The organism is Klebsiella sp. LTGPAF-6F, from assembly GCF_001753185.1.
Lineage (GTDB): Bacteria > Pseudomonadota > Gammaproteobacteria > Enterobacterales > Enterobacteriaceae > Klebsiella > Klebsiella michiganensis.
In genome coordinates, this window is sequence record NZ_CP017451.1 from 148,243 (window position 1) to 173,564 (window position 25,322).

Annotated in this window: 23 protein-coding genes and 4 pseudogenes; 20 read left to right on the plus strand and 7 right to left on the minus strand. The window is 53.0% G+C overall.

The features are described 5' to 3' along the window. The first annotated feature begins 61 nt into the window (after positions 1-61). The 7 genes and pseudogenes from BJF97_RS33420 to BJF97_RS29665 all read left to right on the plus strand — a co-directional run bounded on the left by BJF97_RS33420 (position 62) and on the right by BJF97_RS29665 (position 6,835). Positions 62-1,285: pseudogene (locus BJF97_RS33420) on the plus strand (IS3 family transposase). 10 nt (positions 1,286-1,295) lie between these two features. After that, positions 1,296-2,156 carry a LysR family transcriptional regulator gene (locus BJF97_RS29640; RefSeq protein WP_070083051.1) on the plus strand — a complete coding sequence of 287 codons (861 nt, stop codon included), beginning with the start codon at positions 1,296-1,298 and terminating at the stop codon, positions 2,154-2,156. Between the two features lie 163 nt (positions 2,157-2,319). Then, positions 2,320-2,508 (plus strand): annotated as a pseudogene (locus BJF97_RS29645) (IS5/IS1182 family transposase); the annotation flags it as partial. Positions 2,509-2,602: 94 nt separating this feature from the next. Continuing rightward, a complete protein-coding gene (gene tnpA / locus BJF97_RS29650; protein ID WP_004114613.1) occupies positions 2,603-2,980 on the plus strand; it encodes an IS66-like element accessory protein TnpA in 378 nt (125 codons plus the stop codon). Then, positions 2,977-3,324 carry an IS66 family insertion sequence element accessory protein TnpB gene (gene tnpB / locus BJF97_RS29655; RefSeq protein WP_070083053.1) on the plus strand — a complete coding sequence of 116 codons (348 nt, stop codon included), beginning with the start codon at positions 2,977-2,979 and terminating at the stop codon, positions 3,322-3,324. Before tnpA ends, tnpB begins: the two co-directional genes overlap by 4 nt. 49 nt (positions 3,325-3,373) lie before the next feature. Beyond that, positions 3,374-4,912, plus strand: a complete 1,539-nt coding sequence (gene tnpC / locus BJF97_RS29660) for an IS66 family transposase (protein ID WP_070083054.1) — start codon at positions 3,374-3,376, stop codon at positions 4,910-4,912. Between the two features lie 720 nt (positions 4,913-5,632). After that, on the plus strand, positions 5,633-6,835 hold the full coding sequence (locus BJF97_RS29665; protein WP_070083055.1) for a multidrug effflux MFS transporter: 1,203 nt from the start codon (positions 5,633-5,635) through the stop codon (positions 6,833-6,835). A gap of 7 nt (positions 6,836-6,842) precedes the next feature. On the opposite strand, the gene BJF97_RS29670 is transcribed toward BJF97_RS29665, so the two are convergent. Both BJF97_RS29670 and BJF97_RS29675 read right to left on the minus strand, forming a co-directional pair. Then, positions 6,843-7,523 carry a nitroreductase gene (locus BJF97_RS29670; protein WP_070083056.1) on the minus strand — a complete coding sequence of 227 codons (681 nt, stop codon included), beginning with the start codon at positions 7,521-7,523 and terminating at the stop codon, positions 6,843-6,845. Between the two features lie 259 nt (positions 7,524-7,782). Next, the gene (locus BJF97_RS29675; protein WP_021571251.1) at positions 7,783-8,832 is read right to left on the minus strand and encodes an alpha/beta hydrolase; all 1,050 of its coding nucleotides are present in this window, start codon (positions 8,830-8,832) and stop codon (positions 7,783-7,785) included. Positions 8,833-9,082: 250 nt separating this feature from the next. Between BJF97_RS29675 and BJF97_RS29680 the strand changes: the two genes are divergently transcribed. The 9 genes from BJF97_RS29680 (at position 9,083) to BJF97_RS29720 (ending at position 17,577) form a co-directional block, all read left to right on the plus strand. After that, positions 9,083-10,249 (plus strand): aldo/keto reductase, encoded by a 1,167-nt coding sequence (locus BJF97_RS29680; RefSeq protein WP_172970609.1) that lies wholly within the window; start codon positions 9,083-9,085, stop codon positions 10,247-10,249. A 14-nt stretch (positions 10,250-10,263) separates the two neighbouring features. After that, complete coding sequence (locus BJF97_RS29685; RefSeq protein ID WP_060544634.1) at positions 10,264-10,944, plus strand: heavy metal response regulator transcription factor; 681 nt, start codon at positions 10,264-10,266, stop codon at positions 10,942-10,944. Positions 10,945-10,959: 15 nt separating this feature from the next. Beyond that, entirely contained in the window at positions 10,960-12,417 is a 1,458-nt protein-coding gene (locus tag BJF97_RS29690; RefSeq protein ID WP_060544649.1) for a heavy metal sensor histidine kinase, read from the plus strand. Between the two features lie 64 nt (positions 12,418-12,481). Next, on the plus strand, positions 12,482-12,961 hold the full coding sequence (locus BJF97_RS29695; RefSeq protein ID WP_060544635.1) for a (R)-mandelonitrile lyase: 480 nt from the start codon (positions 12,482-12,484) through the stop codon (positions 12,959-12,961). Then, the gene (locus tag BJF97_RS29700) at positions 12,939-13,700 is read left to right on the plus strand and encodes a carboxymuconolactone decarboxylase family protein (protein WP_060544636.1); all 762 of its coding nucleotides are present in this window, start codon (positions 12,939-12,941) and stop codon (positions 13,698-13,700) included. The genes BJF97_RS29695 and BJF97_RS29700 overlap by 23 nt, the downstream gene beginning before the upstream one ends. A 9-nt stretch (positions 13,701-13,709) precedes the next feature. Beyond that, entirely contained in the window at positions 13,710-14,294 is a 585-nt protein-coding gene (locus BJF97_RS29705; protein ID WP_060544637.1) for a flavodoxin, read from the plus strand. 107 nt (positions 14,295-14,401) lie between these two features. Next, positions 14,402-15,466 carry an alpha/beta hydrolase gene (locus tag BJF97_RS29710; RefSeq protein ID WP_070083058.1) on the plus strand — a complete coding sequence of 355 codons (1,065 nt, stop codon included), beginning with the start codon at positions 14,402-14,404 and terminating at the stop codon, positions 15,464-15,466. 243 nt (positions 15,467-15,709) lie between these two features. Further along, on the plus strand, positions 15,710-16,561 hold the full coding sequence (locus BJF97_RS29715; protein WP_060544639.1) for an aldo/keto reductase: 852 nt from the start codon (positions 15,710-15,712) through the stop codon (positions 16,559-16,561). A gap of 26 nt (positions 16,562-16,587) precedes the next feature. After that, positions 16,588-17,577, plus strand: coding sequence for an aldo/keto reductase (locus tag BJF97_RS29720; protein ID WP_070083059.1), 990 nt, complete (start codon positions 16,588-16,590; stop codon positions 17,575-17,577). 34 nt (positions 17,578-17,611) lie between these two features. On the opposite strand, the gene BJF97_RS29725 is transcribed toward BJF97_RS29720, so the two are convergent. Continuing rightward, complete coding sequence (locus tag BJF97_RS29725) at positions 17,612-18,505, minus strand: LysR family transcriptional regulator (protein WP_060544641.1); 894 nt, start codon at positions 18,503-18,505, stop codon at positions 17,612-17,614. A 148-nt stretch (positions 18,506-18,653) separates the two neighbouring features. Here BJF97_RS29725 and BJF97_RS29730 point away from each other — a divergent pair, with 148 nt between their 5' ends. Further along, positions 18,654-19,439 (plus strand): SDR family oxidoreductase, encoded by a 786-nt coding sequence (locus BJF97_RS29730; protein WP_060544642.1) that lies wholly within the window; start codon positions 18,654-18,656, stop codon positions 19,437-19,439. A 34-nt stretch (positions 19,440-19,473) separates the two neighbouring features. Here the strand turns inward: BJF97_RS29730 and BJF97_RS33425 are convergent. Together BJF97_RS33425 and BJF97_RS29735 are read right to left on the minus strand one after the other, a co-directional pair. Next, positions 19,474-19,617: pseudogene (locus BJF97_RS33425) on the minus strand (helix-turn-helix domain-containing protein); the annotation flags it as partial. A gap of 52 nt (positions 19,618-19,669) precedes the next feature. Further along, positions 19,670-20,374 (minus strand): IS6-like element IS26 family transposase, encoded by a 705-nt coding sequence (locus BJF97_RS29735; protein WP_001067855.1) that lies wholly within the window; start codon positions 20,372-20,374, stop codon positions 19,670-19,672. Positions 20,375-20,436: 62 nt separating this feature from the next. Between BJF97_RS29735 and dhaT the strand changes: the two are divergent. The 3 genes and pseudogenes from dhaT to BJF97_RS29750 all read left to right on the plus strand — a co-directional run. Continuing rightward, positions 20,437-21,291, plus strand: a pseudogene (gene dhaT / locus BJF97_RS29740) (1,3-propanediol dehydrogenase); the annotation flags it as partial. 16 nt (positions 21,292-21,307) lie between these two features. Next, the gene (locus tag BJF97_RS29745) at positions 21,308-21,661 is read left to right on the plus strand and encodes a glycerol dehydratase reactivase beta/small subunit family protein (RefSeq protein ID WP_070083060.1); all 354 of its coding nucleotides are present in this window, start codon (positions 21,308-21,310) and stop codon (positions 21,659-21,661) included. Continuing rightward, positions 21,662-22,192 carry a cob(I)yrinic acid a,c-diamide adenosyltransferase gene (locus BJF97_RS29750; protein WP_070083061.1) on the plus strand — a complete coding sequence of 177 codons (531 nt, stop codon included), beginning with the start codon at positions 21,662-21,664 and terminating at the stop codon, positions 22,190-22,192. On the opposite strand, the gene dhaR is transcribed toward BJF97_RS29750, so the two are convergent. Further along, positions 22,170-24,095 (minus strand): dihydroxyacetone kinase operon transcriptional regulator DhaR, encoded by a 1,926-nt coding sequence (dhaR, locus tag BJF97_RS29755; protein ID WP_070083109.1) that lies wholly within the window; start codon positions 24,093-24,095, stop codon positions 22,170-22,172. The two genes, BJF97_RS29750 and dhaR, sit on opposite strands and share 23 nt — an antisense overlap. An 89-nt stretch (positions 24,096-24,184) precedes the next feature. Then, positions 24,185-25,282, minus strand: coding sequence for a glycerol dehydrogenase (locus BJF97_RS29760; protein ID WP_070083062.1), 1,098 nt, complete (start codon positions 25,280-25,282; stop codon positions 24,185-24,187). Between the last annotated feature and the right edge of the window lie 40 nt (positions 25,283-25,322).

The following is a 25,322-nucleotide window of genomic DNA, read 5'->3' on the forward strand; positions in this document are numbered from 1 at the left end:
AGTATCACTTAAATAAGTGATAGTCTTAATACTAGTTTTTAGACTAGTCGCTGGAGTTCGGATGATTGATGTTCTAGGTCCAGAAAAGCGCAGACGGGGCAACGTTCAGGAAAAAATCGCCATTATTCAGCAGAGCTTTGAGCCCGGAATGACCGTGTCGCTGGTCGCCCGTCAGCATGGTGTTGCTGCCAGTCAGTTGTTCCTGTGGCGTAAGCAGTAACAGGAAGGCAGCCTCACCGCCGTTGTCGCAGGAGAACAGGTTGTACCCGCGTCGGAGCTGGCCTCTGCGATGAAGCAAATCAAACAGCTGCAGCGTCTGCTGGGCAAGAAGACAATGGAAAACGAGCTGCTGAAAGAGGCCGTTGAATATGGCCACCAAAAAAGTGAATAGCGCACGTGCCCTTATTGCCCGGGGATGGGGAGTAAGCTTCGTCAGCCGTTGTCTCCGGGTGTCGCGTGCGCAGTTGCACGTCATTCTCAGACGAACCGATGACTGGAAGGACGGCCGCCGCAGCCGTCATACGGATGATACTGAAGCGCTGGCCCGTATCCATACTGTTATCGGGGCTCTGCCCACCTATGGTTATCGTCGTGTATGGGCACTGCTGCGCAGACAATCAGAAACATGACGACATGGCGGTGGTCAATGCCAAAATACCTCATCATGCGTCAGAATGCGCTGCTGCTTGAGCGTAAACTGGCAATACCGCCATCGAAGCGGGCGCATACAGGGAAAGTGGTCGTTGGAGAAAGTAACCAGCGGTGGTGCTCTGACGGCTTCGGATTCAGCTGTGATAATGGCGAAAAACTGCAGGTCACGTTCGCCCTGGACTGCTGCGATCGTGAAGCACTGTACAGGGCGGCAAGTACCGGTGGATATGACAGTGAAACCGTACAGGACGTCATGCTGGTTGCAGTAGAGCGTCGCTTCGGTAACAGCCTGCCGTCATCCCCCGTTGAGAGGCTGACGGATAACGGTGCGGCCTACCGGTCTCACCAGACGCGTCAGTTCGCCAGAATAGTAGGACTGGAGCCTGAACATACGGCGGTACGCAGCCCGGAAATCAACGGGATGACAGAGAGCTTCGTCAAAACGATGAAGCGCGACTACATCAGTATCATGCCGAAACCCGATGGGTTAACATCGGTAAAGAACCTTGCGGAGGCCTTCGAACATTACAACGAATGGCATCCGCATAGTACACCGGGGTATCGTTCGCCACGGGAATATCTGCGGCGGAGGACCAGTAATGGGTTAAGTGATAAAAAGTGTATGGAAATATAGGAGCCAACCCGTGGATATTAAGTTATTGCGTGCATTTGTTACTCTCTCGCAACTGAAGCGGTACCACTCGGCGGCTGAAAAACTATGTGTCACTCAACCGGCATTGACTAAGCAGATACAGACACTAGAGTCTTTATCAGGAATAACCCTATTTCAGCGAGGCCGTCATGGGGCCAGATTGACCGTTGCAGGAGAACTGTTACTACAACGGGCTTCTGAAGTACTGGCATCCTATGATAATTTCCGTACTGATGTGTCCAGCATTCAGCAAGGACTAGTGGGTAAACTGACGGTAGGCTTCGGTATTTCATCTTTCCGCGTGGCCCCTGAAAAGGTTGCTATTTTCCGTGCTCTGTATCCAGACGTGCAAGTGTCCCTGAATGATATGTCCTCGGCAGTACAGTTCCAGAAGCTTGCAGAAGGGCAACTTCAGACGGGGTTTGTTCGGCTTCCTGCACCTGAACGACTGGAGAGTAAAATTCTGGCAGAAGAAAAGCTAGTTCTTGCCGTAGCCCACGAGCATGATACTGAGTTATCTAGTGCGGCAGAGCTGCTAGGATCGAGGAAGCTCCTGCAATTATCCAGGGATAGAGGGGAGGGGCTGTCGGAACAGATATTGCGTTTTCTTTCACTTCGTCAACTCACTCCCCAGACAGTCTTTCCAGCAGATGACATTCAGACTCTTCTGGCTCTTGTTGCCACCAAAAACGGCGTGGCCTTATTGCCTGCATCAGTTATCCATATTCTTCCTTGTGGCGTCAGGCTTATACCTCTTGAGGGGGAACATACAACCTGGCAGACAGGAATTGCCTGGAACCCGCAAATAAACGACCCTGTCAGAGATAATTTTATAAATATAGTGATACCATAATAAGTAAAAAGATGAAATGTACGACTGAAGCGCGAGCTGAGGTGATGCAGGACGTAGTTTGGAGGAGTGCGTTTATGCAGTCGTTATGCATTTAGGGAAGGTGCGAACAAGTTCCTGATATGAGATCATCATATTCATCCGGAGCGCATCCCAGAGGGACATCATGAGCCATCAACTCACCTTCGCCGATAGTGAATTCAGCACTAAGCGCCGTCAGACCCGAAAAGAGATTTTCCTCTCCCGCATGGAGCAGATTCTGCCATGGCAGAATATGACCGCTGTCATCGAGCCGTTTTATCCCAAGGCGGGCAATGGCCGACGGCCCTATCCGCTGGAGACCATGCTGCGTATTCAGTAAGCGTACAGCGTGAACCGTCTGGTCATAATCTGAAGCATCCGACAAAGTGGTGTCCACCAAATAAGTAGTGGGAACCAAAGTGTCAGATATGCAGAAAAATATGACTCCCGGCAGGCGTAAAGGCTGCCCTAATTATTCTCCTGAGTTTAAACAGCAACTCGTTGCTGCCTCCTGCGAACCCGGGATATCCATCTCAAAACTGGCGCTTGAAAATGGCATTAATGCCAATCTGCTCTTTAAATGGCGCCAGCAGTGGCGCGAGGGAAAGCTGCTATTACCTTCCTCTGAGAGTCCTCAGTTACTTCCTGTGACTCTCGATGCCACCGCCGTACAACCAGAACCGCCCGCTGAGGACTCAGAGCTCAGCATCTGCTGTGAGGTAACGTTCCGGCACGGGACACTCCGCCTCAACGGCACTGTCAGCGAAAAGCTTCTGACTCTGCTGATACAAGAACTGAAGCGATGATCCCGCTACCAACAGGCACCAAAATCTGGCTGGTTGCCGGTATTACCGATATGAGAAACGGCTTCAACGGGCTGGCTGCAAAAGTGCAGACGGCGCTGAAAGACGAACCGATGTCCGGCCATGTCTTCATCTTCCGGGGCCGCAGCGGCAGTCAGGTTAAACTTCTGTGGTCCACCGGCGACGGGCTGTGCCTGCTGACCAAACGGCTGGAGCGCGGGCGCTTCGCCTGGCCGTCAGCTCGCGGTGGCAAAGTGTTCCTGACCCCGGCGCAGCTGGCAATGCTGCTGGAAGGCATCGACTGGCGACAGCCGAAGCGGTTGCTGACCTCCCTGACCATGCTGTAGGCTTCTTTATCCTGGTTGTCGCAGAATAAGCCTGGTAAAATGCTGGCTTATGAATGACATCTCTTCTGACGACATCCTTCTGCTGAAACAGCGCCTTGCCGAACAGGAAGCGCTGAACCGTGCCCTGCTGGAAAAGCTGGCAGACCGGGAGCGCGAAATAGACCATCTGCAGGCGCAGCTGGATAAACTTCGCCGGATGAACTTCGGCAGCCGTTCCGAAAAAGTCTCCCGCCGCATCGCACAAATGGAAGCCGATCTGAACCGGCTTCAGAAAGAGAGCGATACGCTGACCGGTCGGGTGGATGACCCGGCAGTACAGCGCACTCTGCGTCAGACCCGCACCCGCAAACCGTTCCCCGAATCACTCCCCCGCGATGAAAAACGCCTGCGGCCAGCGGGTTCCTGCTGCCCGGAGTGTGGTGGTGCGCTGAGTTACCTGGGTGAGGATGCCGCTGAACAGCTGGAGCTGATGCGCAGCGCCTTCCGGGTGATCCGGACCGTACGGGAAAAACATGCCTGCACAAAATGTGATGCCATCGTGCAGGCCCCCGCGCCTTCGCGCCCCATTGAGCGGGGTATCGCCGGACCGGGGCTGATGGCCCGCGTGCTGACCTCAAAGTATGCAGAGCACACACCGCTGTATCGTCAGTCTGAAATATACGGTCGCCAGGGTGTGGAACTGAGCGGTTCACTGCTGTCGGGCTGGGTGGATGCATGCTGCCGGCTGCTGTCCCCGCTGGAGGAGGCGCTTCAGGACTATGTCCTGACTGACGGTAAACTCCATGCCGATGATACCCCGGTCCAGGTGCTGTTGCCGGGCAATAAGAAGACGAAGACCGGGCGGTTGTGGACGTATGTTCGTGATGACCGCAACGCCGGGTCAGCGCTGGCACCGGCGGTGTGGTTCGCCTACAGCCCCGACAGAAAAGGCATCCATCCGCAGACCCATCTTGCGGGGTTCAGCGGTGTGCTACAGGCGGATGCGTACGCCGGGTTCAACGAGCTGTACCGCGATGGCCGGATAACGGAAGCCGCCTGCTGGGCTCACGCCCGCCGTAAAATCCACGATGTGCACGTTCGCACGCCGTCAGCCCTGACGGAGGAAGCCCTGAAGCGTATCGGCGAACTGTATGCCGTGGAGGCGGAAATAAGAGGAATGCTGGCGGAACAACGGCTTGCTGAACGTCAGCGGAAAACGAAACCGCTGCTTAGTACCCTGGAAAGCTGGTTGCGTGAAAAAATGAAAACGCTGTCGCGACACTCGGAGCTGGCAAAGGCGTTCACGTACACCCTGAACCAGTGGCCGGCCCTGACGTACTATGCAGAAAACGGCTGGGCCGAAGCCGATAATAACATCGCTGAAAATGCGCTGCGGATGGTCAGTCTGGGTCGTAAAAACTGGTTGTTCTTCGGCTCAGACCACGGTGGTGAGCGGGGAGCATTGCTGTACAGTCTGATCGGGACGTGCAAACTGAACGGCGTGGATCCAGAAAGCTACCTTCGCCATGTCCTTGACGTCATAGCTGACTGGCCGGTCAACCGGGTCAGCGAGCTGCTACCCTGGCGCATCACACTGCCAACTGAATAACACATCCCCGTCAATACGGTTCTCGCTGTACGCTTACGGTTAACCGGGGGTGGCGCGGCTTTATTCTTCGCCTGATGGGTATCCATTTGCCTGAAAAAAAAACGTGTTTGTCTTTATGGCATTAATGCCAGAAAAGACTCCATCTATCCCGACTGAAGCCGTGCTGGCAGTGATAGTGAGCAGGCCATTGCAGAAGAACAGCTGTAATTTGACGCTAAGTTGTTGATATTTAGCATAAAACGCATTAAGCGCACCAATACTGTAAAGGCTCAATGCTAATGTCTAGTTGGGGGCTGCGGATGTTTTACTGTGTACGATTATAATCGGCGCTTTGTCAAAATTCCTCGACATGACTTTGATGTGCATCTGCCACTTGAATATGATGACCTGGCTGCCTTTTTCATATATTAGAATAAATGAAGAAAGCAATATTTTATTAAATGTGAGTGATAAACCACATGACTCATTTGAACCAATATGATTATACTTTGACGTACTGTATTGAGATTTTATGAAAATCCAACTTTAGCTTGGTGTAAAGACTTATAAGCCTCTACATGTTGTGATGTTATCATCTGTCGGAGCACACTCCTTGTCTGTCGGCGAAAACAATCCTAAATATTGATGAATACCATTCATAGTCCCTATTTTCCAGCCTCGGATTATCAGCATTTATAAAACTGTTAACATATACTAAATCTCCATTTCAAACGGATCACCATGCTTAATCAACAGTCGCGAACTCACTCAACTACAGTAAAAAAAGCTGGTCTATCATTTTTGCTCATTCTCAGTGCACTAATGGCTGTTACCTCTTTATCAACCGACATCTATCTTCCAGCTATGCCGGTCATGGCAAAGGATTTACAGGGTGACGCAGAGCTGACAATCACAGGGTTTCTTATCGGCTTTTGCATCGCACAACTGATATGGGGACCGATTAGCGATCGTTGTGGGCGTCGACTGCCGCTGTTTATCGGTTTAGGTCTATTCATCGTCGGCTCGGTGGGCTGCGCGTTATCAACAGATATCGTGCAAATAGTCTTCTGGCGCGTTTTTCAGGCGTTAGGTGCCTGTACCGGGCCGATGCTGGCTCGAGCAATGATCCGTGACCTGTTTAGCCGTACTCGTGCAGCACAAATGCTTTCGACTCTGATGATCATCATGGCCATCGCGCCGATTGCCGGGCCCCTGATCGGCGGGCAGATGATTAAAGTCACCTCGTGGCATGCCATTTTCTGGCTGCTGGCGATTATCGGGACATTAATGCTGTTGTCTTTATTCTGGTTGCCGGAGACATTACCTGCTGAAAAACGCTCGCACGCCTCCGTAACCAGAGCATTTCACAACTACTGTGCCTTGCTCACCAACGCCAGATACATGCGATTTACTTTGTGCCTGACGTTCTACTACGTTGCAGCCTACGCCTTTATCACCGGTTCCCCGTTTGTGTACATCACGTACTTCGGCGTCGACCCGCAGCATTACGGTTGGCTGTTTGCAGTAAACATTGTTGGACTGATGGCGGTGAGCATGGTCAATAGACGCCTGGTTCACCGCTATCCACTGGAAGCGTTGCTCCGGAATGCCGTATTCATCGCCGCTATTGCGGCGATAGTGCTGGCGGTCACCACCGGCCTGGGCGTAGGTGGGATTATCGTGATTGTCGGCGCTGTGTTCGTGTTCTTCTCTATGAATGGCATCATCGCGGCGACATCCACGGCTTGCGCTCTGGACGCAGTGCCTAATGTGGCTGGCTCCGCGTCGGCGCTAATGGGCGCGTTACAATACGGCAGCGGCATCATCTCTTCACTGCTTCTTGCCTTGTTCAGTGATGGCACACCCTGGACGATGGGCTGGATAATTGCGTTGTTTACAGCAGCCAGCGCTCTGATGGCACTGACCGTTCAGATAAAAAAATAAAACGTCGTTATTGATGCCAGACGACACTTTCGTCCAGAGATACCCGCCCTTCCCTGTAACTCAGGGAGGGATGCGTTTTATCTGGGATCCCAAAAGAAATACCGTAAAGCAGCCGGAAACCCTCAGGAACTTTTAATATTCGACGCACCGTTTTGGCAAAATAACTCAGCACTGCCTGTGGAACGCCTGCGTAACCGCGAGCTGCCAGGGAAAGCAGGAATGTCTGCGCATACATACCGGCGTCAGAGGCTACGCGAACGTTGTCCCCTACAGCAGGAATGAACAGCAGAGCAACATGAGGCGCGCCGAAAAATCTCACATTACGCTCGACCACTTCTGAGCGACTTAAGTTATCCCCCCGCGCAACGCCCAGTGCCTGATAGTACGAGCGCCCCTGCTCCGAAGCCCGTTGCCTGAATGGCTCGGGATAAGCTTCTTTATCAAAGGTAAAATCAAGACTGTAGTTCCCCGCCCTCAGATCTTCCGTCAGTGCGTGGCTTAATTCACGAAGTTTATCTCCTGCAACAATATGCAGGGACCAGGGTTGAGTATTGCAGTTGGATGGTGCGCATTGCGCTTCGAGCAAAATGTCTTTGAGGATATCGCTGGGGATAGGAGATGGAAGAAAGGCTCTTGCCGAGTACCTGTTTTTTACTACCTGACTAAATGTTGGCTCTTGCGTACTCATTTGCTTCTCCGCCTGAAAGTAATTTGAAGTGAATGATTCACTCTATCCAGATCCATCCTGTCACATCAGTCTCATCGTTTCCATTCCCGGTTCCAGATTAGGTCTATGAATTCTATTCATAGCGCCTATTTAAGCAGCGTAATTATCTTTAACCGCAACTTCGTTAATCTGGGTCTATCGCGTGAACACGCAAGCGGAAAATGGCTACAGCTGATGGGCATACCCCAGCCTGCGCGGCTGGGGCATCATCGGAGGCTAACTAAATATTCTTATTGAAGAAGACGTCTAACTTTTGCATTGCCTGGTCAACGTATTTGGGCACCCAATACGTCTCGATATGGGTAGCGCCATCGATCAGGAAGAGTTCTTTGTCCTTCGTACCAGTGGCTTTCGCGAACGCGTCTTCAGTCATATAGAGCGTATCCGCTTTTGTACCGGCAATCATCAGCAGCGGTTTATTGATGAGATTGATATGGTCCGTTACGTCAAAGCTCATCAAATCCAGAAGACTGCTGGTGGTGTATTTAAACGTGGAATTCGGGTGCGCGTGGGTTTTCCAGTAGTACTCGTAGCCCTGGCGATACAAGGCAAAAGGTAATTTAGCAATCTGTTCATCAGTCAGGTTGGCATCGCCGGAGTAGAGCACTTCTCCTCCGGCTGCTTCCTGAGCACGTGCGTCAGAAGCCTGCTGAAGACGCTGCTGGATAGTATCCAGCTGTGAATCCTGCATACCGTTGCGGCGCACAAGGCCTGAATTAAACATGCTGATGGTTGCTATCGATTTGAACCGCTTGTCAGTTTCAGCCGCAACAAGTGAATACCCGCCGCCTCCGCAAATACCCAGCAGACCAAGGCGGGCGGTATCTACACCAGGATACTGACTGATGTAGTCAGCCATGCCGTGAATGTCCTCGATACGATTAGCAGGTTTATCCACGCTGCGCGGCATCCCACCGCTAGCGCCCTGATACGCCGCATCGGCGGTAATCGTGATGTATCCCTGCTCGGCAAGACGCTGAGCATACAACCCGGCGACCTGTTCTTTTACGCCGCCATTAGGATGTGCCACCACTACAGCAGGGTATTTTTTGGCGGGATCGTAGTTAGCAGGGGTATAGACATTCGCAGCAATCTGGATGCCATGCAGATCGTATTTCACGGGATGAATGTTGACCTTGCCTTTGACGTTCTCAGTTATGGCACCGTCATAGACGAGTGTGAATGGATTTTTTTTGTAATCAGCCGCATTGACTGAGGTCACTCCGGCCATTGCCGTGAGTAGCATTGCACTGATAAGCGTGAATTTCATGGTCTCTCCCGATGAGTGTCGACCTGGTTATACAGGCCCGCAGAATCAAATTTGCAGGCTCAGATTAGGCGGAGAGGGCTGTCAGCATCGTGACAGGGAAATAACATTTTTGTCAGGAAACAGGCTGGGATGGGAAAGCAATTCTGACAGCGCTGTCAGGTAGCCGTCAGCTTTATGTTGGCAATCGAAAGGCAGAATGGTCTCGCTTAAATGAGATTCATGTTCAATTTTCTGAGAAACGGAGCGATCAATGAAAAGACAGAATGCCCCAACAATGCCAGAGCGGCGCAAGCTATTAGTCGCCGGGGCCGGTATTGCCGCCGCCTCGCTGATTCCGCACGTATCAGCGGCGAGCCAATCCTCTCAGGTCGATTCATCCAGACAACCCAGCCAACGCAATGCTGCTCCGGGCAAGCGTAAACTCGGGAAGCTGGAAGTTTCTGCCGTCGGTCTGGGCGTGCAGAACATGAGTCGTAAATACGACACCTCCGTTCCCTGGCGTCCTGAGATGATCAATGTTATCCACCGGGCATTGGATGAAGGAGTAACATTCTTTGACGCTGCTGAAGCCTACGGCCCGTTTGAAGTCGAAAAAATTCTCGGGGAAGGCGTCGCCCCGTTCAGGGACAAAATTGTTATCGCCACCAAGTTTGGCTGGAACATTGACCAACAGACGGGTAAGCGTCTGCCGGGCCTTAACAGCAAACCTGAGCATATCCGACAGGTCGTCGACAATATGCTCAAACGCCTGCGTACCGATCGTATTGACTTACTGTATCAACACCGGGTTGATCCACAGATCCCGATCGAAGATGTCGCCGGTGTGGTGAAAGATTTAATGGATCAAGGGAAAGTCCTGCACTGGGGTCTGTCTGAAATGGGCATCAATACGTTGAGACGCGCTCATGCGGCATTACCCGTTACCGCCGTGCAAAGTGAATACTCCATGCTCTGGCGTGGCCCTGAAAAGCAGGTATTTCCGGTGTGTGAAGAGCTGGGCATTGGGTTCGTGCCATGGAGCCCACTCGGCGTGCAATTTTTAACGGGCTGGATTGATGAGAATACCCGGTTCGCTGCCGGTGATTTCCGCGCGACAGAAACGCGTTTCTCGCCTGAAAACTTGCCACACAACTTACAGCTGGTTGAACTACTGAAATCCTGGGCAATACGAAAAAATGCGGCACCGGGACAGATTGCTCTGGCATGGCTCCTTGCGCGTAAACCCTGGATTGTCCCCATCCCTGGCACCACCAATAAAGACCATATGCTGCAAAACACAGCGGCTACCGGCGTATCGCTGACTTCCGCTGAGATGACCGAGCTCACCCGCTCACTGGATGCCATCACTATCCAGGGGCAACGTCTGCCGGATGCCGTACAGGTTTATTCCGATGTTGAAGCACCAATGAAAAGTTAAGAGGAAGTCCCGTTATGCGCCTGTTGTTAGTCGAAGATGAAGAAAAAACGTCAACCTATCTCTCCCGTGCGCTGGGTGAGTCCGGGTTTACGGTAGATATCTCTGCAGATGGCGCGGAAGGACTTCATTACGCGCTGGAGTTCGACTACGACGCGATAATACTGGATGTAATGCTGCCGGGGATGGATGGTTACCGGGTACTTGAGGGTGTGCGAGCAGCCAAACAGACGCCGGTGCTGATGCTCTCGGCTCGGGGTTCGGTCGATGAACGCGTTAAAGGGCTTCGCCTTGGCGCGGATGATTATCTGCCCAAGCCCTTCTCGCTGATTGAGCTGGTGGCGCGTATTCAGGCACTGGTGCGCCGCCGCGCTACGGATGGCGCAGACATCACCCAGCTGCAAATTCACGATCTGCATCTCGACCTGCTGGCTCGTCGCGTATTTCGCGCCGGAACACGGCTGGAGCTGACCGCGAAAGAGTTTTCCCTGTTGAGCCTTTTGGCCCGGCATCAGGGAGAGATTCTGTCAAAAATGATGATTGCGGAGCAGATATGGGACATGAATTTCGACAGCGATGCCAACGTGGTTGAAGTGGCCATTAAACGACTTCGGGCCAAAGTGGATGCGCCGTTCGATATCAAGCTGTTACATACCGTTCGTGGCATGGGGTATGTCCTCGAAGTCCGGTCCGAATAAATGAAGGGGATAAGCATGCTTAAGCGTTCCATCTCCGTTCACCTGGCGCTGATGTTTGCCTTATCCGCGCTACTGATTGTTTCCGTTATCGGCATCCTGCTCAGAAGCTCCTTGCATGACTCTTTGCAAAAGCAGATGCACAACGAGCTGCTGTTCCGCGAATCATTAATGAGTCCGTGGATCACCGCACGAACCTCTGCTGACGGCTGGTCACTGCTTGCCAATAAATTTACCGTATTAACCAATTCTGAAGGTGAACGCGTTCGCTACTGGATAGTGAGCGATAACCCACGCTTTAGCATGGGGGGAACACCACCGGTAGGTGTTCAGTGGTCTTCTTTGCGGGAAGGCTTTAATAAAGTGCCCGGCGCATCAGAAGGTGCATGCTCGCTGTTTCTGTTAGTGAAAACGATCCCCGCCAACGGTGAGCGGCCTGAGCTGCGCTATGTGGTTGCCATCGACTCCACGCCGTATATGGGCACACTCGATGCGTTCACGCGGACATTGCTGATCATTACCGCACTGGGCGTCGTGATTGTCGCCTTACTGGGATACGTCGTGTCAAGGATCGGTCTTCGTCCCGTTGGGGCGCTCAGTAAACAGGCCCGGCAACTCGCTCCCGGGGACCATGGTCAGCGCCTGAATACCGAAGCATTACCTGACGAATTACAGCAGTTAGCATCATCTTTTAATGGCGTGCTGGAACGGCAGGAGGTCGCCTGGCGGCAGCTCGAAAGCTTTAATGCCGATGTTGCGCATGAACTCCGGACTCCGCTGACTAACCTGATCGGCCAGACGCAGCTGGGGCTTTCGCGCCGACGCTCGCAGGATGAACTGGAAGAGTTACTGGGTTCCAATCTGGAAGAACTTGAACGCATGACGTCTATCGTTAACGACATGCTGTTCCTGTCCCATGCCCATGCGGGTGAACATGCTTCCCAGCTTACGCAGGTGTCCCTGCGCGAAGAAACCCTAAAAACAGCGGAGTATGTGGAACCCTCTTTTGCTGAAAAACAGCTCTCTCTCGATGTTCAGGGCGACGTCACCGCGGACATCGACCGACGACTGTTCCACCGTTCACTGGCCAATTTACTGGAAAACAGCGCAAGACACTCCCCCTCCAACAGTACGGTTACGGTGCGGTTAAGCGAAACCGGTCATCAAGCCTGTGTTGAAGTGTCAAACCCGGGCGATCCAATAGCACCAGAGCACTTACACCGGCTTTTCGAGCGGTTCTATCGCGTTGACACCTCCCGGGCCAGGAGTGATACCCACCATGGGCTGGGCCTGTCGATCGTGCGTGCCGTCGCCATTATGCACCGGGGAGATGTCTTTGCCCGTAGTGAAGGAGGCATCAATACTTTTGGCCTCACCTTTGCTCTACAAGCGGATAAAGCGGCAGACAATGCTCAATCCGGTACTGAGCCGGGACCCGGGTTAGCTGACAGAATTGTCAGGGGGGCGTCAGCCTGACGTCATTACCCTCCCGATAAAATCATCGCAGGCAATCCCCTCTTCATTGATAAGGACGCTTTGCATGATCAGACATTTACGTTATCTCGGGCTATTACTGCCCCTATTCGCATTTTCATCCTGGGCAGCGGAGCAAAATCTCGCTGTCCATATCGCCCCCGCAGGAAGTCAGAACACGGTATATGGGCCCGCCGAGAACTTTACCGGTCGCGTCCGGGTTGATCCTCTCTTCAAGCCAGATAGCGACATCCCTGTTTCCGGGGCTTATGTCACCTTTGAGCCTGGAGCCCGTTCCGCCTGGCATACGCATCCGGCAGGTCAGCGGCTGATTGTGACCTCGGGTGTAGGGCTTACCCAACAAGAAGGCCAGCCGGTGCAGGTTATCCGCGCCGGTGACGTTGTCTCTTGCCCGGCGGGCGTCAAACACTGGCACGGGGCGGCACCCGGCAGCGCGATGACGCATCTGGCAATAACCGGGATTGTGGATGGCAAAAGCGTTAACTGGATGGAGAAAGTGACAGATGAACAATACCACGCCCATTAAAACATTAGCGGCAGCGGTACTGCTGACCTTTGGTTTTGGTCTCGCGGCACATGCTGCGTCCGTCAATAAAGGAGCCTCAGAAATGAACCACGAACAAACGGTTTCAGATACGCTGTCAGCCAGCCAACAGGCCATCCCGTTGATTGCGGCATCGATGGCCAGCAGCCAGATGGATAAGCTGAATGCAGCCCTGAATCAGGGTCTTGACGCAGGGCTCACGATAAACGAAACCAAAGAGATTCTCGTCCAGCTTTATGCCTATACGGGCTTCCCCCGTAGCCTGAATGCGCTTAGTGAACTGATGAAGGTCGTCGAAGAACGTAAACAACGTGGTATCAAAGACGTTGAGGGTAAAGAACCGGTTGCCCCGATCCCTGTCGGGGATGAGCTTCGCCGTGTCGGTACCGCAAACCAGACAAAAATCTCAGGCGCTCCCGTCCAGGGCCCACTGTTTGATTTTGCCCCGGTGATTAACCAGTTCCTGCAAACGCACCTTTTCGGCGACATTTTCGCCCGTGATAACCTCGACTGGCAAAGCCGCGAGCTGGCAACGGTTGGCGCATTAGCGGCCACGCCGGGCGTCGAATCACAACTGCTGTCGCATACGCGAGCAAGCATGCGGGTCGGCCTGACGGCGTCGCAGCTGCGCCAGCTGGCACAGGTTCTGCGTGAACATGGCGAAAGTGATGCAGCAACGCGAGCTGAAAAGGCGCTGCAGCAGGCGCTCGCAAACAATTAGGAGTGGATTATGGAGCATGATCCCAACCGCAGAATGTTAATCACCGCACTTGCCGGGCTGACGCTGGCGAACGTTGCTTTTGCCTCAGTTGCGACCGGAACCGCAAACGTGCAGTGTAAAAGCCGTGTTCTGGTGGCGTACTTTTCCCGCAGCGGAAATACACGGGTGATTGCGGGCGTCATTCACCGCAGCCTGAATACCGATCTGTTTGAAATCGAACCGGCTACACCTTATCCGGAAGACTATTTTCAGACCGTTGAACAGGCGAAAAAAGAGCGTGAGCGAGGTGCAAAACCGGCATTAAAAAATAGCGTTGCAGATATCTCACGCTACGAGACCGTGTATTTAGGCTTTCCGATCTGGGGGACCAGCGTGCCGCCTGTAGTGCAAGCATTTCTCAGCAGCCACAACCTTGCGGGCAAATTACTCATCCCCTTCATTACTCACGGTGGCTACGGTAAAGGAGCCAGCGACGACATCCTTACCCGTCTTGCCCCGACTGCACGTCGGGAAAAACCGCTGGTCATTGAATGCGACCAGGAGCGAAGAACCACTGAAACGGTCACCAGCTGGTTAGAGACAATACGCAGTTAATCGTCCGCATTCATGAGTCTGCCAAATAAGGGCAATCAGGGGTGCTAAATAATTAACGCTGACAACTCAGATATGATTGAACGGCAAACATAACAGAGGATGTAATCTTGAAGACAATCTTAAAAACGCTGGCCATCTGCGTAATGGCGGGTGGCCTGATGGCTCAGTCGGTATACGCCGAGCCGCTGGTCATTCAGGAACAGGGAAGCTTTTCTGCTGGTGGCACTATCATCACCGCACCAGGAACATTTGATGCAAAAAAGCCGCTGGATTCTGCTGGCCAAACCTGGCATGGCGATCATGCCTCAGTGTTCTACCAAATCCCGGAGAATCCGCATAAATACCCTATCGTCATGCTGCACGGCGCAGGTCAGTTCTCCCGTACCTGGGAAAGTACCCCGGATGGTCGCGAAGGGTTCCAGAACATCTTCCTGCGTCGCGGGTTCTCAACTTATCTTGTCGATCAGCCACGCCGGGGCAGCGCCGGACGCACTACTGTAGAAGGTACTGTTACGCCTAAACCGGATGAACAGATGTGGTTCAACCAGTTCCGCGTTGGCGTGTGGCCAGAGTATTTTAAGGGCGTTCAGTTCTCTCACGACAAAGAAGCACTGAATCAGTATTTCCGTCAGATGACCCCAAATACCGGGCCGTTTGATATCAATGTTATCTCTGATGCGATGTCCGCCGTCGTGGATAAATCCGGCCCGGCAATCCTCTTCACCCACTCTCAGGGCGGCGGACCTGGCTGGTACACGGCGATGATAAACAACAAGGTCAAAGCCATTGTCGCTTTTGAGCCTGGCAGCAGCTTTGTCTTCCCTGAAAAAGAACTCCCGGCCCCTATGCCAAGCGCGTTCGACACGCTGAAGGGTGAGCCGGTGCCGATGGAGCAGTTTATAGCTCTGACCAAAATCCCGATTCTGATCATTTACGGCGATAACATTCCGGATAAACCTGTCTCCATGCCCGCACAGGACAGCTGGCGCGTACGTCTGGCGATGGCCCGCGAGTGGCGTGACGTGGTGAACAAGCATGGCGGGGATGTGACGGTGACGCATCTGCCTGAAGTGGGAATCAAAGGGAATACCCACTTCCCGTTCTCTGATTTAAATAATGTGCAGATTGCTGATTTGGTTAGTCAGTTCCTTAAAGAAAAAAAACTCCAGTAGGACGAGATAATAGCGAGCCTTCGTTATTGAAGGCTCGATACAAACATCATATTTATAAAAAATAAAGTGGCCAAATCCTGACGGAAAGCGTTCAATGTGACGGTCTGCTTCGCGCATAAAGCAGACCGCCAGCCCATCCCAAATTAATGAATACATCTAATAAACCCTAGCTAATTACCCCATCTAATCGAATAAATCACTTTGCGTTATGCTTTTCCTACACAACAGCTGAAGGATAACGTCATGCAAACTGTAAAACTGAACAACGGGATTGAAATGCCCCTGCTGGGCTTTGGTGTGTTTCAGATGTCTGATGCCGCTGAATGCGAAAGAGCCGTTATTGATGCCATCGATACGGGATACCGCCTGATCGATACCGCTGCGTCTTACCAGAATGAAACCCAGGTCGGGAATGCTCTGAAACAAAGCGGTATAGCGCGTAACGAACTCTTTGTAACGACCAAACTTTGGCTACAGGATACCAATTACGAAGGCGCTAAAGCACAGTTCGAACGCTCCCTGAATCGACTGCAACTTGATTACGTCGACCTGTATCTGATTCACCAGCCTTACGGCGATGTCCATGGGGCATGGCGTGCCATGGAAGAACTGCAACAGGCAGGCAAAATTCGCGCCATTGGTGTCAGCAATTTCCATCCTGACCGTCTGGCCGACCTTATCGCCTTCAACAAAGTGGCCCCTGCGGTGAACCAGATTGAAGTTAATCCCTTCAACCAGCAGCTGCATGCCGTTCCATGGAATCAAAGCCATGATATTCAGCCGGAAGCCTGGGCACCGTTTGCTGAGGGTAAAAATGGCCTGTTCCAGCATCCCGTGTTAACGGCAATTGGGCAGAAGTACGGCAAAAGCGTGGGTCAGGTTGTGCTGCGCTGGATCTTCCAGCGAGGCATCATTTCACTGGCGAAATCGGTGCGCAAAGAACGCATGGAAGAGAATATCAACATTCTCGATTTTGAACTTAGCGCTGAAGATATGCTGCAAATTGCCGCCCTCGACACCGCAACTAGCGCCTTCTTCTCTCACCGCGACCCGGCGATGGTGGAATGGCTGACTGGCCGCAAACTTGATGTTTAAGTCGCGATAAAAGAGGTATTCATTCAATGCAAAAACGTTATCTGGGTAAATCCCGACTCGAAGTCTCCGCGCTTGGGCTCGGTTGCATGGGATTAAGTCACGGCTACGGCCCGGCGACCGATACACGTCAGGCTATCGAGCTCATTCGCGCCGCGGTTGAACGTGGCGTCACCTTCTTCGATACCGCTGAAGTGTATGGACCCTTTCTTAATGAAGAGGTGGTTGGCGAAGCCTTAAAACCGTTTCGTGACCGTGTGGTCATCGCCACCAAATTTGGTTTTACCTTCGGTACGGACAACAAGCAGCAGATTTTAAACAGCCGTCCGGAGCATATCCGTGAAGCTGTGGAAGGATCGTTACGCCGTCTTAAGACTGATGTCATTGACCTGCTGTATCAACACCGTGTCGATCCGGATGTCCCGATTGAAGATGTTGCGGGTACGGTAAAAGACCTGATAGCTGAAGGCAAAGTTAAACATTTCGGTCTGTCCGAAGCGGGTGCGCAAACCATTCGTCGTGCGCATGCCGTTCAACCTGTCACTGCCCTGCAAAGCGAATACTCCATGTGGTGGCGCGAGCCTGAGAGGGAGATCCTGCCGTTACTGGAGGAACTGGGTATTGGTTTCGTTCCCTTCAGCCCATTAGGCAAAGGCTTCCTGACGGGATCGATTAAGCCAGGAACCACTTTTGGGAAGGATGATTACCGCAGCACAGTGCCGCGTTTCGCCGGGCAGGCGATTGAAGCCAATGAAAAGCTGGTCTCATTGCTGGGTGAACTGGCGGCAGAGAAAGGTGTGACGTCTGCACAAATCGCGCTGGCATGGCTGCTGGCACAAAAGCCGTGGATTGTGCCTATCCCTGGAACCACGAAACTGCACCGGCTGGAAGAAAACCTGGGGGCTGCCGACATCATTCTTTCTCAGGATGACTCACTGCAGATAACCCAGGCGCTTGAAACGATTAAAGTCGTCGGCGAACGTTACTCTCCTGAGCACCAGGCTCGCGTAGGCCGTTAATATCCGGACGGGTCCGCTGAGATTGGCGGACCCGTTATTCCTGGTAGCGAAGTGCATCGATCATCAGCGCAAAAGCGGGCGGATGCTGCTTACGGCTCGGGTAGTAGAGGTAATATCCGGGGAAAGATGGAGACCAGTCATGCAGAACCTGAATAAGCTCTCCTGACTTTATATAATCCTGCACCCTGTCTTCAGGTATACAGGCGATACCAAAACCGGATAACGCCGCATCAATCCTTTCCGCCTGCAGATTAAACGTGACCTGCCCTTCCACTCTGACCCTTAACGGTTTCCCTTCCTTCTCAAACTCCCAGTGGTAAAGCCCACCGGCTGTCGGCAGGCGCATATTGATACACCGGTGATTTTGTAGCTCGTGCGGCGTTTCAGGTGCAGGATTTGCAGCGAAATAAGACGGCGCTCCTACCACAGCCATTCTCATATCCGGCCCAATTCTTACCGCAATCATATCCTTATCCACACTTTCGCCAAGGCGGATCCCGGCATCAAAACGCCCCTCAACAATATCGACAAAGCCGTTATCAACCACCAGTTCGAGATTAATTTCGGGATATTCCCTGAGGAAGGGTTTTAGCTTCGGCCATACCAGACTTCGCGCGGCATGCTCCCCGGCAGATAAACGGATATTGCCGGAGGCGGTGCCGTTCAGTTGAACAAGCGATTCCAGTTCCTGTTCAAGATCGGCAATGCGAGGTTCAAGGCAGGCAATAATTCTCTCACCGGCTCCCGTAGGGGCAACGCTTCGGGTCGTGCGGGTCAGAAGGCGAATATTCAGCCTTTCCTCCAGGGCCTTCATCGCGTGGCTGAGTGCAGACTGAGAAACGCCCAGTTTACCCGCTGCTTTGGTAAAACTTCGCTCCCTTGCCACCACAAGAAAGATTTGCAGTTCGTTGAAATTTTCTTTGAGCATCGGCGATTTCCTTATGGGGGTATTCCCTTCATTGCGTACTCATGAAGGGTGTTCATAGACACAATCATTTTAGCCCCATTACTTACATTAATGATAATTGATATTCTGACCGTATCAAAAATAAGTCTGAATTATCAGTAGGTTTATCATGAGAATACTTGTTGCAGGGGCGACAGGAAGTATTGGCCTTCATGTCGTCAACACTGCTATCAAAATGGGCCATCAGCCTGTAGCGCTGGTCAGAAATAAACGCAAAGTAAAATGGCTTCCTCGTGGAACAGATGTTTTTTACGGCGATGTTTCAATGCCGGAAACACTCACCGAATTGCCGAAAGATATTGATGCCATCATCTTCACGCTCGGTTCCGATGGTCAGGGTCGTATTGGTGCCAGAGCGATCGATTACGGCGGAGTACGTAATATTTTACGAATTTTCAAGGATACGCCTGTTCGTATCAGCCTGATGACCACGATTGGCGTGACTGAGCGGCTCAGCACCTGGAATCAACGTACTGAGGTCCATGACTGGAAAAGACGTGCCGAACGTCTGGTCAGGGCGAGTGGTCATCCCTATACCATAGTCAGGCCCGGCTGGTTTGATTACAACAATGATGATGAGTACAGAATCGTTATGCTCCAGGGGGATCGACGCCATGCAGGAACGCCGGAAGATGGTGTGATATCCAGAAAACAAATCGCCCAGGTTCTGGTCAGTGCGTTGAGTAACGATGCAGCAACAAATAAAACGTTTGAGTTGGTCGCTGAGCGAGGCGAAGCGCAACTGGATTTTACGCCTCTCTTTAAGGACTTGCAGGCAGATAACCCTCAAAAAAATGATGGGGTTTTAGATTTGAACAACATGCCTTTCAGTGAAGAACCTGAGTGCATTATTAACGAGCTAAATCAGTTTTCAATACACGTAAAATCAATCTAACGCCTTTGATAATTGGGTCAAATAGAGGCCAGTCTTATGACAGTTTGGATCTGGCCTTTACTCGAAGTATAGTTTGCCGGGTAGTACTAAATTCTCGGGCAATGGCGCTGATGCTTAAGCCTAAATTAATACGCTCAATAACGACCTGTTTTTGTTCTTCGTTCAGGGCAGAAGGACGGGCACTGTTGCAAAGTTAGCGATGAGGCAGCCTTTTGTCTTATTCAAAGGCCTTACATTTCAAAAACTCTGCTTACCAGGCGCATTTCGCCCAGGGGATCACCATAATAAAATGCTGAGGCCTGGCCTTTGCGTAGTGCACGCATCACCTCAATACCTTTGATGGTGGCGTAAGCCGTCTTCATGGATTTAAATCCCAGCGTGGCGCCGATTATCCGTTTCAGTTTGCCATGATCGCATTCAATCACGTTGTTCCGGTACTTAATCTGTCGGTGTTCAACGTCAGACGGGCACCGGCCTTCGCGTTTGAGCAGAGCAAGCGCGCGACCATAGGCGGGCGCTTTATCCGTGTTGATGAATCGCGGGATCTGCCACTTCTTCACGTTGTTGAGGATTTTACCCAGAAACCGGTATGCAGCTTTGCTGTTACGACGGGAGGAGAGATAAAAATCGACAGTGCGGCCCCGGCTGTCGACGGCCCGGTACAGATACGCCCAGCGGCCATTGACCTTCACGTAGGTTTCATCCATGTGCCACGGGCAAAGATCGGAAGGGTTACGCCAGTACCAGCGCAGCCGTTTTTCCATTTCAGGCGCATAACGCTGAACCCAGCGGTAAATCGTGGAGTGATCGACATTCACTCCGCGTTCAGCCAGCATCTCCTGCAGCTCACGGTAACTGATGCCGTATTTGCAGTACCAGCGTACGGCCCACAGAATGATGTCACGCTGAAAATGCCGGCCTTTGAATGGGTTCATGTGCAGCTCCATCAGCAAAAGGGGATGATAAGTTTATCACCACCGACTATTTGCAACAGTGCCCGCATGACTGCGGTAAAGGCATCGGCATCGCAGCGACGCACGAAGGCGATCTCTATAGCTATGCCGGGATTGAAACCCTGACCAATCCGCTGCCGCCGATCGTCGCGGTGAATACCACCGCCGGTACCGCCAGCGAAGTCACCCGCCACTGCGTGCTGACCAATACCAAAACCAAAGTGAAGTTTGTGATTGTCAGCTGGCGCAACCTGCCGTCGGTTTCCATCAATGACCCACTGCTGATGCTCGGCAAACCTGCGCCACTGACTGCGGCAACCGGAATGGACGCCCTGACTCACGCCGTTGAGGCCTATATTTCAAAAGATGCCAACCCGGTTACCGACGCCGCCGCTATCCAGGCAATTCGTCTGATCGCCCGCAACTTACGTCAGGCCGTAGCGCTGGGCAGCAACCTGAAAGCTCGCGAGAACATGGCCTATGCCTCTTTGCTGGCGGGTATGGCCTTCAACAACGCCAACCTTGGCTACGTTCACGCGATGGCGCATCAGCTTGGCGGTCTGTATGACATGCCGCACGGCGTAGCAAACGCCGTCCTGCTGCCGCACGTGGCACGCTATAACCTGATCGCTAATCCGGAGAAATTTGCCGACATCGCGGAGTTTATGGGTGAGAACACCGATGGTCTGTCCACCATGGATGCCGCTGAGTTGGCGATTCGCGCCATCGCTCGCCTGTCAGCCGATATCGGTATTCCGCAGCATCTGCGCGAGCTGGGCGTCAAAGAAGCCGATTTCCCGTATATGGCGGAAATGGCGCTGAAAGACGGCAATGCCTTCTCCAACCCGCGTAAAGGGAACGAGAAAGAAATTGCCGGGATCTTCCGTCAGGCATTCTGATCAATAAGGGGGCGCAATGTCACTTTCATCACCGGGCGTACATCTGTTTTATCACTCACGCTGGCAGGATACGCGCGAGCTTGATGAACTATGCTGGGGGCTGGAAGAGCAAGGCGTCCCTTGCCGGACAATCTGTTGCGACGAGCATGACTGCGCGCTGGCCCTCAGCAAGCTGGCGGCTAAAAGCTCAACGCTACGCGTGGGTCTCGGCCTCAGCGCCAGTGGTGATATTGCCCTAACCCACGCCCAGCTACCCGAGGATCGGGCGCTGGTCCGCGGGCATATCGCCGCCGGGATAGCCCACATCCGCACACTCGGCGCCAATGCTGGCCAACTGGTCAAAGTGCTTCCCTTTAGCGAGATAAAATAAATGTACCGCATCTATACCCGAACCGGTGATAAAGGCACGACCGCGCTGTTTGGCGGCAGTCGTATCGACAAAGACGACATCCGCGTTAACGCCTACGGTACGGTGGATGAACTGATTTCCCAGCTTGGCGTCTGCTATGCCAGCTCGCGCCAGGCAAAATTACGCCAGGATCTGCATGCCATCCAGAAGATGCTGTTTGTGCTGGGGGCGGAACTCGCCAGCGATGAGAAAGGTCTCGCCCGCTTAACGCAGACGATTAATGCCGAGGATATTCAGGCGCTGGAGCAACTTATTGACCGCAATATGGCGCAGAGCGGCCCCCTGAAAGAATTTGTCATTCCGGGGAAAAATCTGGCATCGGCACAGCTACACGTGGCGCGCACCCTGGCACGGCGGCTGGAGCGGATCCTCATCGCGATGGACAGAACGCTGACGTTACGCGATGAACCCAAGCGTTATATCAACCGGCTGTCGGATGCGCTGTTCTCAATGGCCAGAATCGAAGAAACTACTCCAGATGTTTGCGCTTAAACTGGCTGGCGTCGATGTCGTACTGCTTCATCTTACGCCACAAGGTGGTGCGACCAATATTCAGCAGTTGCGACATCTCCTGTACTCGCCCACTGGTGACACGGGCGGCATGGATAATCGCCTCTTTTTCGATAGCGGTAAACGTCAGGCTGGCTGGCAGCAGGGAAGACGCGGTCTCCAGACCGGGGCGCTCGGCAAACAGATAATCAGGTAAATTACTCAGCCGAATATGCCCGTTATCGCTACTGATGGCGATGTTTTCGATAATGCTGTTCAGCTCGAAGTCATTGCCCGGCCACGAATAAGCCACCAGTTGTGCCAGCGCGTCATCGTCGATCTTCAGGCTGTATGAAAAGCGTTTTTTCAGGCTATTCAGTCGCGTATAAATCAGCGAGGGAATACTGTTACGCCGCGCCCGTAGCGGCGGGATAACAATCTCAAAAGAGTGCAGCGCGTAATACAGTTGGCGGCTAAAGCGGTTTTGCTCCACCAGGTTAGCGAGATCAACCGTAGTGGTGGCGATCACTTTCACATCCACCGGAATCAGCCGACGGGCATCAAGACGGGTTAACACCCCCTGCTTAATCACCTGTAACAGCGCGGATTGCAGCTCCGGCGCCAGATATTCAATTTTCTCCAGAAACAGTGTGCCGCCGTTCGCCAGCTCAAGGCGGCTCAACCGACCATTTTCATCATCGGTGGGCGCACTGCCCATAAAATCCTGCCCCAGCACGCTGTTGGCATACAGCTGACAGTTCACGGCAATATACGGCCCGCTGGCGCGTTCGCTTTCATTGTGAATGGCCTGGCTCAGCAGCTCTTTCCCTACGCCCTCTTCCCCACACAGCAGGATCGGGAAACTCCCCCTTGCCGCCTGGCGACCAAAATGGATCAAGCGTCGGGTTTCTGGATCGTCCGTCGACATCTGCTCAAAGGTGTGGCTCACCTTACCAAGCTGGCTGGTCATCAGCTGACGCATTTGCTCCACCGGGTGCAGCAGCAGGATAAAGCTGTTGCCCTGCTCCTCAACAATCGGCTTCAGGGTGATAACAGCATCAACAAACTGGTGCTGGCTTTCAAAAGTGACTTCGACGTGATTCAGACCGCGGGCATGTTTAATTGCCCGACGCAGCAGCATGGGCAAATTGAGCAGGTCGTGAATGTTTTTGCCCTGGCTGGCCTGCGCGTCGAGATGCAAAAGCAGCGCCGCGCGCGCATTGAGGAACTGCAACACCCCCTGCTCATTCCAGGCCATCACGCCATCATCCATGCTCTCCAGCAGCCCGTACATCTGGTTCAGATGGCGGTTGGATTCTGCCAGCAGGCTGTCGGTCAGCAATGAATTGCCGACTTCTCTGGCAATCGCCAGCGTCAGGGATAAATCAGAAACGGACTCATGTTCTACCAGACAGCACAATGAGATGGAGCCAAACAGACGCCCATGGTTATCGAACACCGGCGTCGAGCAGAACGACCACGGATGCAACGCCTGTTTAAAGTGCTGAGCGCCAGAGGTTTTTGTCGGCTGCCCCGGCATCGTCGCCAGCGACAGCGCACAACTGCCGATAATGCTTTCCGCGCAATAGCTGCCGTCGCGAAATCCAAGCTCCGCCAGCTGTTCTATCGTCTGCGGATCGCCGCAACGGCTGAGAATACAGGCTGATTCATCCAGAATCAGCAGTGCGCACGGACGACCGTCCATAAACTCCCAGGCATCTTCCAGCGCGGCCTGCGCAATCGTCAGCAGCGCCGTCTTGCGACGACAAATCGACTCAAAGGTCAGCCCTTGCGCCTGATGCGGCGCCTGCCAGGTTTCCCGCTGCATAAACTTGCTGCAACGATGCCAGGACTGGGCGAGAACCGAAGAGACTTCCTGCCCGATGCTATGCGTGTGCGCCGTCATATCCATTTCCGCTGTTTTGCCATAGACAACCCCTCCGGCAGAGACTGTCAGAGGGGGAGAAGATGCTGGGTAAATTTACCTGTGCCCGATTAACGCGCCAGCCACTGCTGTCCCAGCAGGTCTGCCGTCAAAATAGCGGCATGTACGCTTTCAGGCGTCACCGGGAACGGCATATTGTGAATAGTTTCACCTTCTGCGCAGGTGGCTTTAGCCACGGCCATAATCTTGCCGTCAATGTCGTCTTTCACACCCATTTCCGCTAACGTTACCGGCAGGCCCACTTTCTGACAGAAATTCAGCACGGTTTCGATCTCTTCCATCGGGCTGTTCTGCAGCACCAGCTGCGCCAGCGTACCAAAGGCGACTTTTTCACCGTGGTACAGATGGTGGCACTCTTCCAGAATCGTAAAGCCGTTATGGATAGCATGTGCCCCCGCAAGGCCGCTGCTTTCAAAGCCGATACCGCTGAGGTAGGTGTTGGCTTCGACAATACGTTCCAGCGCATCGGTCACCACGCCAGCCTGCGCGGCAAAGCGTGCCTTTTCGCCTTCCGCCAGCAGGGTATCATAGCACAGGCGCGCCAGGCTCAGCGCCGCCACGGTGGACTGCCCGCCCGCCATGCTGGTCGCCCGAGCGTCATAACAGGCTTTCGCTTCAAACCAGGTCGAGAGCGCATCGCCCATCCCGGCCACCAGCAGACGTACCGGCGCTTTGGCAATAATTGCGGTATCCATCACCACCATATCCGGGTTTTTCGGGTAGATCAGATACTCTTCAAACTCACCCGCTTCGGTATAGATAACGGACAGCGCGCTGGTTGGCGCATCGGTTGAGGCGATGGTCGGGATCACCACTACCGGCAGCTTCTGGTAATAACCAATTGCTTTGGCGGTATCTAACGTTTTCCCACCGCCAATCCCAACCACGCCGCGGCAACCGTGTTTTTTCAGAATGGCAATCAGGCGATTAATTTCAACATGGCTGCATTCACCGTTGAAGCGTTCCGCGTGGCAGCTAATGTCATGGCTGTGCAGGCCATTGAGTACCTTTTCTCCCGCCAGCTTCATGACGAAGTCGTCCGCAATCACGAAAAAGCTGTCCGCCAGATTTTTAGCGTATTGACCAAATAAGGTAGAAGCGTCAGGACCCTGGAGATATTTGGCTGGAGATTGAATAACTTTTAGCATTCCTTTCATCCTCAAATAAGTACATGTTTTTACATGGTGA

Bases quoted from the DNA above. Each gene is read 5' to 3' on its own strand.
- BJF97_RS29730 (WP_060544642.1), top strand. From the start codon at position 18,654: ATGAGAATACTTGTTGCAGGGGCGACAGGAAGTATTGGCCTTCATGTC.
- BJF97_RS29665 (WP_070083055.1), top strand. From the start codon at position 5,633: ATGCTTAATCAACAGTCGCGAACTCACTCAACTACAGTAAAAAAAGCT.
- BJF97_RS29760 (WP_070083062.1), bottom strand. From the start codon at position 25,282: ATGCTAAAAGTTATTCAATCTCCAGCCAAATATCTCCAGGGTCCTGAC.
- BJF97_RS29680 (WP_172970609.1), top strand. From the start codon at position 9,083: ATGAAAAGACAGAATGCCCCAACAATGCCAGAGCGGCGCAAGCTATTA.
- BJF97_RS29685 (WP_060544634.1), top strand. From the start codon at position 10,264: ATGCGCCTGTTGTTAGTCGAAGATGAAGAAAAAACGTCAACCTATCTC.
- BJF97_RS29750 (WP_070083061.1), top strand. From the start codon at position 21,662: ATGTACCGCATCTATACCCGAACCGGTGATAAAGGCACGACCGCGCTG.
- BJF97_RS29700 (WP_060544636.1), top strand. From the start codon at position 12,939: ATGAACAATACCACGCCCATTAAAACATTAGCGGCAGCGGTACTGCTG.
- tnpA (WP_004114613.1), top strand. From the start codon at position 2,603: ATGCAGAAAAATATGACTCCCGGCAGGCGTAAAGGCTGCCCTAATTAT.
- BJF97_RS29715 (WP_060544639.1), top strand. From the start codon at position 15,710: ATGCAAACTGTAAAACTGAACAACGGGATTGAAATGCCCCTGCTGGGC.
- BJF97_RS29690 (WP_060544649.1), top strand. From the start codon at position 10,960: ATGCTTAAGCGTTCCATCTCCGTTCACCTGGCGCTGATGTTTGCCTTA.
- tnpC (WP_070083054.1), top strand. From the start codon at position 3,374: ATGAATGACATCTCTTCTGACGACATCCTTCTGCTGAAACAGCGCCTT.
- BJF97_RS29720 (WP_070083059.1), top strand. From the start codon at position 16,588: ATGCAAAAACGTTATCTGGGTAAATCCCGACTCGAAGTCTCCGCGCTT.
- BJF97_RS29695 (WP_060544635.1), top strand. From the start codon at position 12,482: ATGATCAGACATTTACGTTATCTCGGGCTATTACTGCCCCTATTCGCA.
- BJF97_RS29705 (WP_060544637.1), top strand. From the start codon at position 13,710: ATGGAGCATGATCCCAACCGCAGAATGTTAATCACCGCACTTGCCGGG.
- BJF97_RS29675 (WP_021571251.1), bottom strand. From the start codon at position 8,832: ATGAAATTCACGCTTATCAGTGCAATGCTACTCACGGCAATGGCCGGA.
- tnpB (WP_070083053.1), top strand. From the start codon at position 2,977: ATGATCCCGCTACCAACAGGCACCAAAATCTGGCTGGTTGCCGGTATT.
- BJF97_RS29745 (WP_070083060.1), top strand. From the start codon at position 21,308: ATGTCACTTTCATCACCGGGCGTACATCTGTTTTATCACTCACGCTGG.
- BJF97_RS29735 (WP_001067855.1), bottom strand. From the start codon at position 20,374: ATGAACCCATTCAAAGGCCGGCATTTTCAGCGTGACATCATTCTGTGG.
- BJF97_RS29670 (WP_070083056.1), bottom strand. From the start codon at position 7,523: ATGAGTACGCAAGAGCCAACATTTAGTCAGGTAGTAAAAAACAGGTAC.
- dhaR (WP_070083109.1), bottom strand. From the start codon at position 24,095: ATGACGGCGCACACGCATAGCATCGGGCAGGAAGTCTCTTCGGTTCTC.
- BJF97_RS29725 (WP_060544641.1), bottom strand. From the start codon at position 18,505: ATGCTCAAAGAAAATTTCAACGAACTGCAAATCTTTCTTGTGGTGGCA.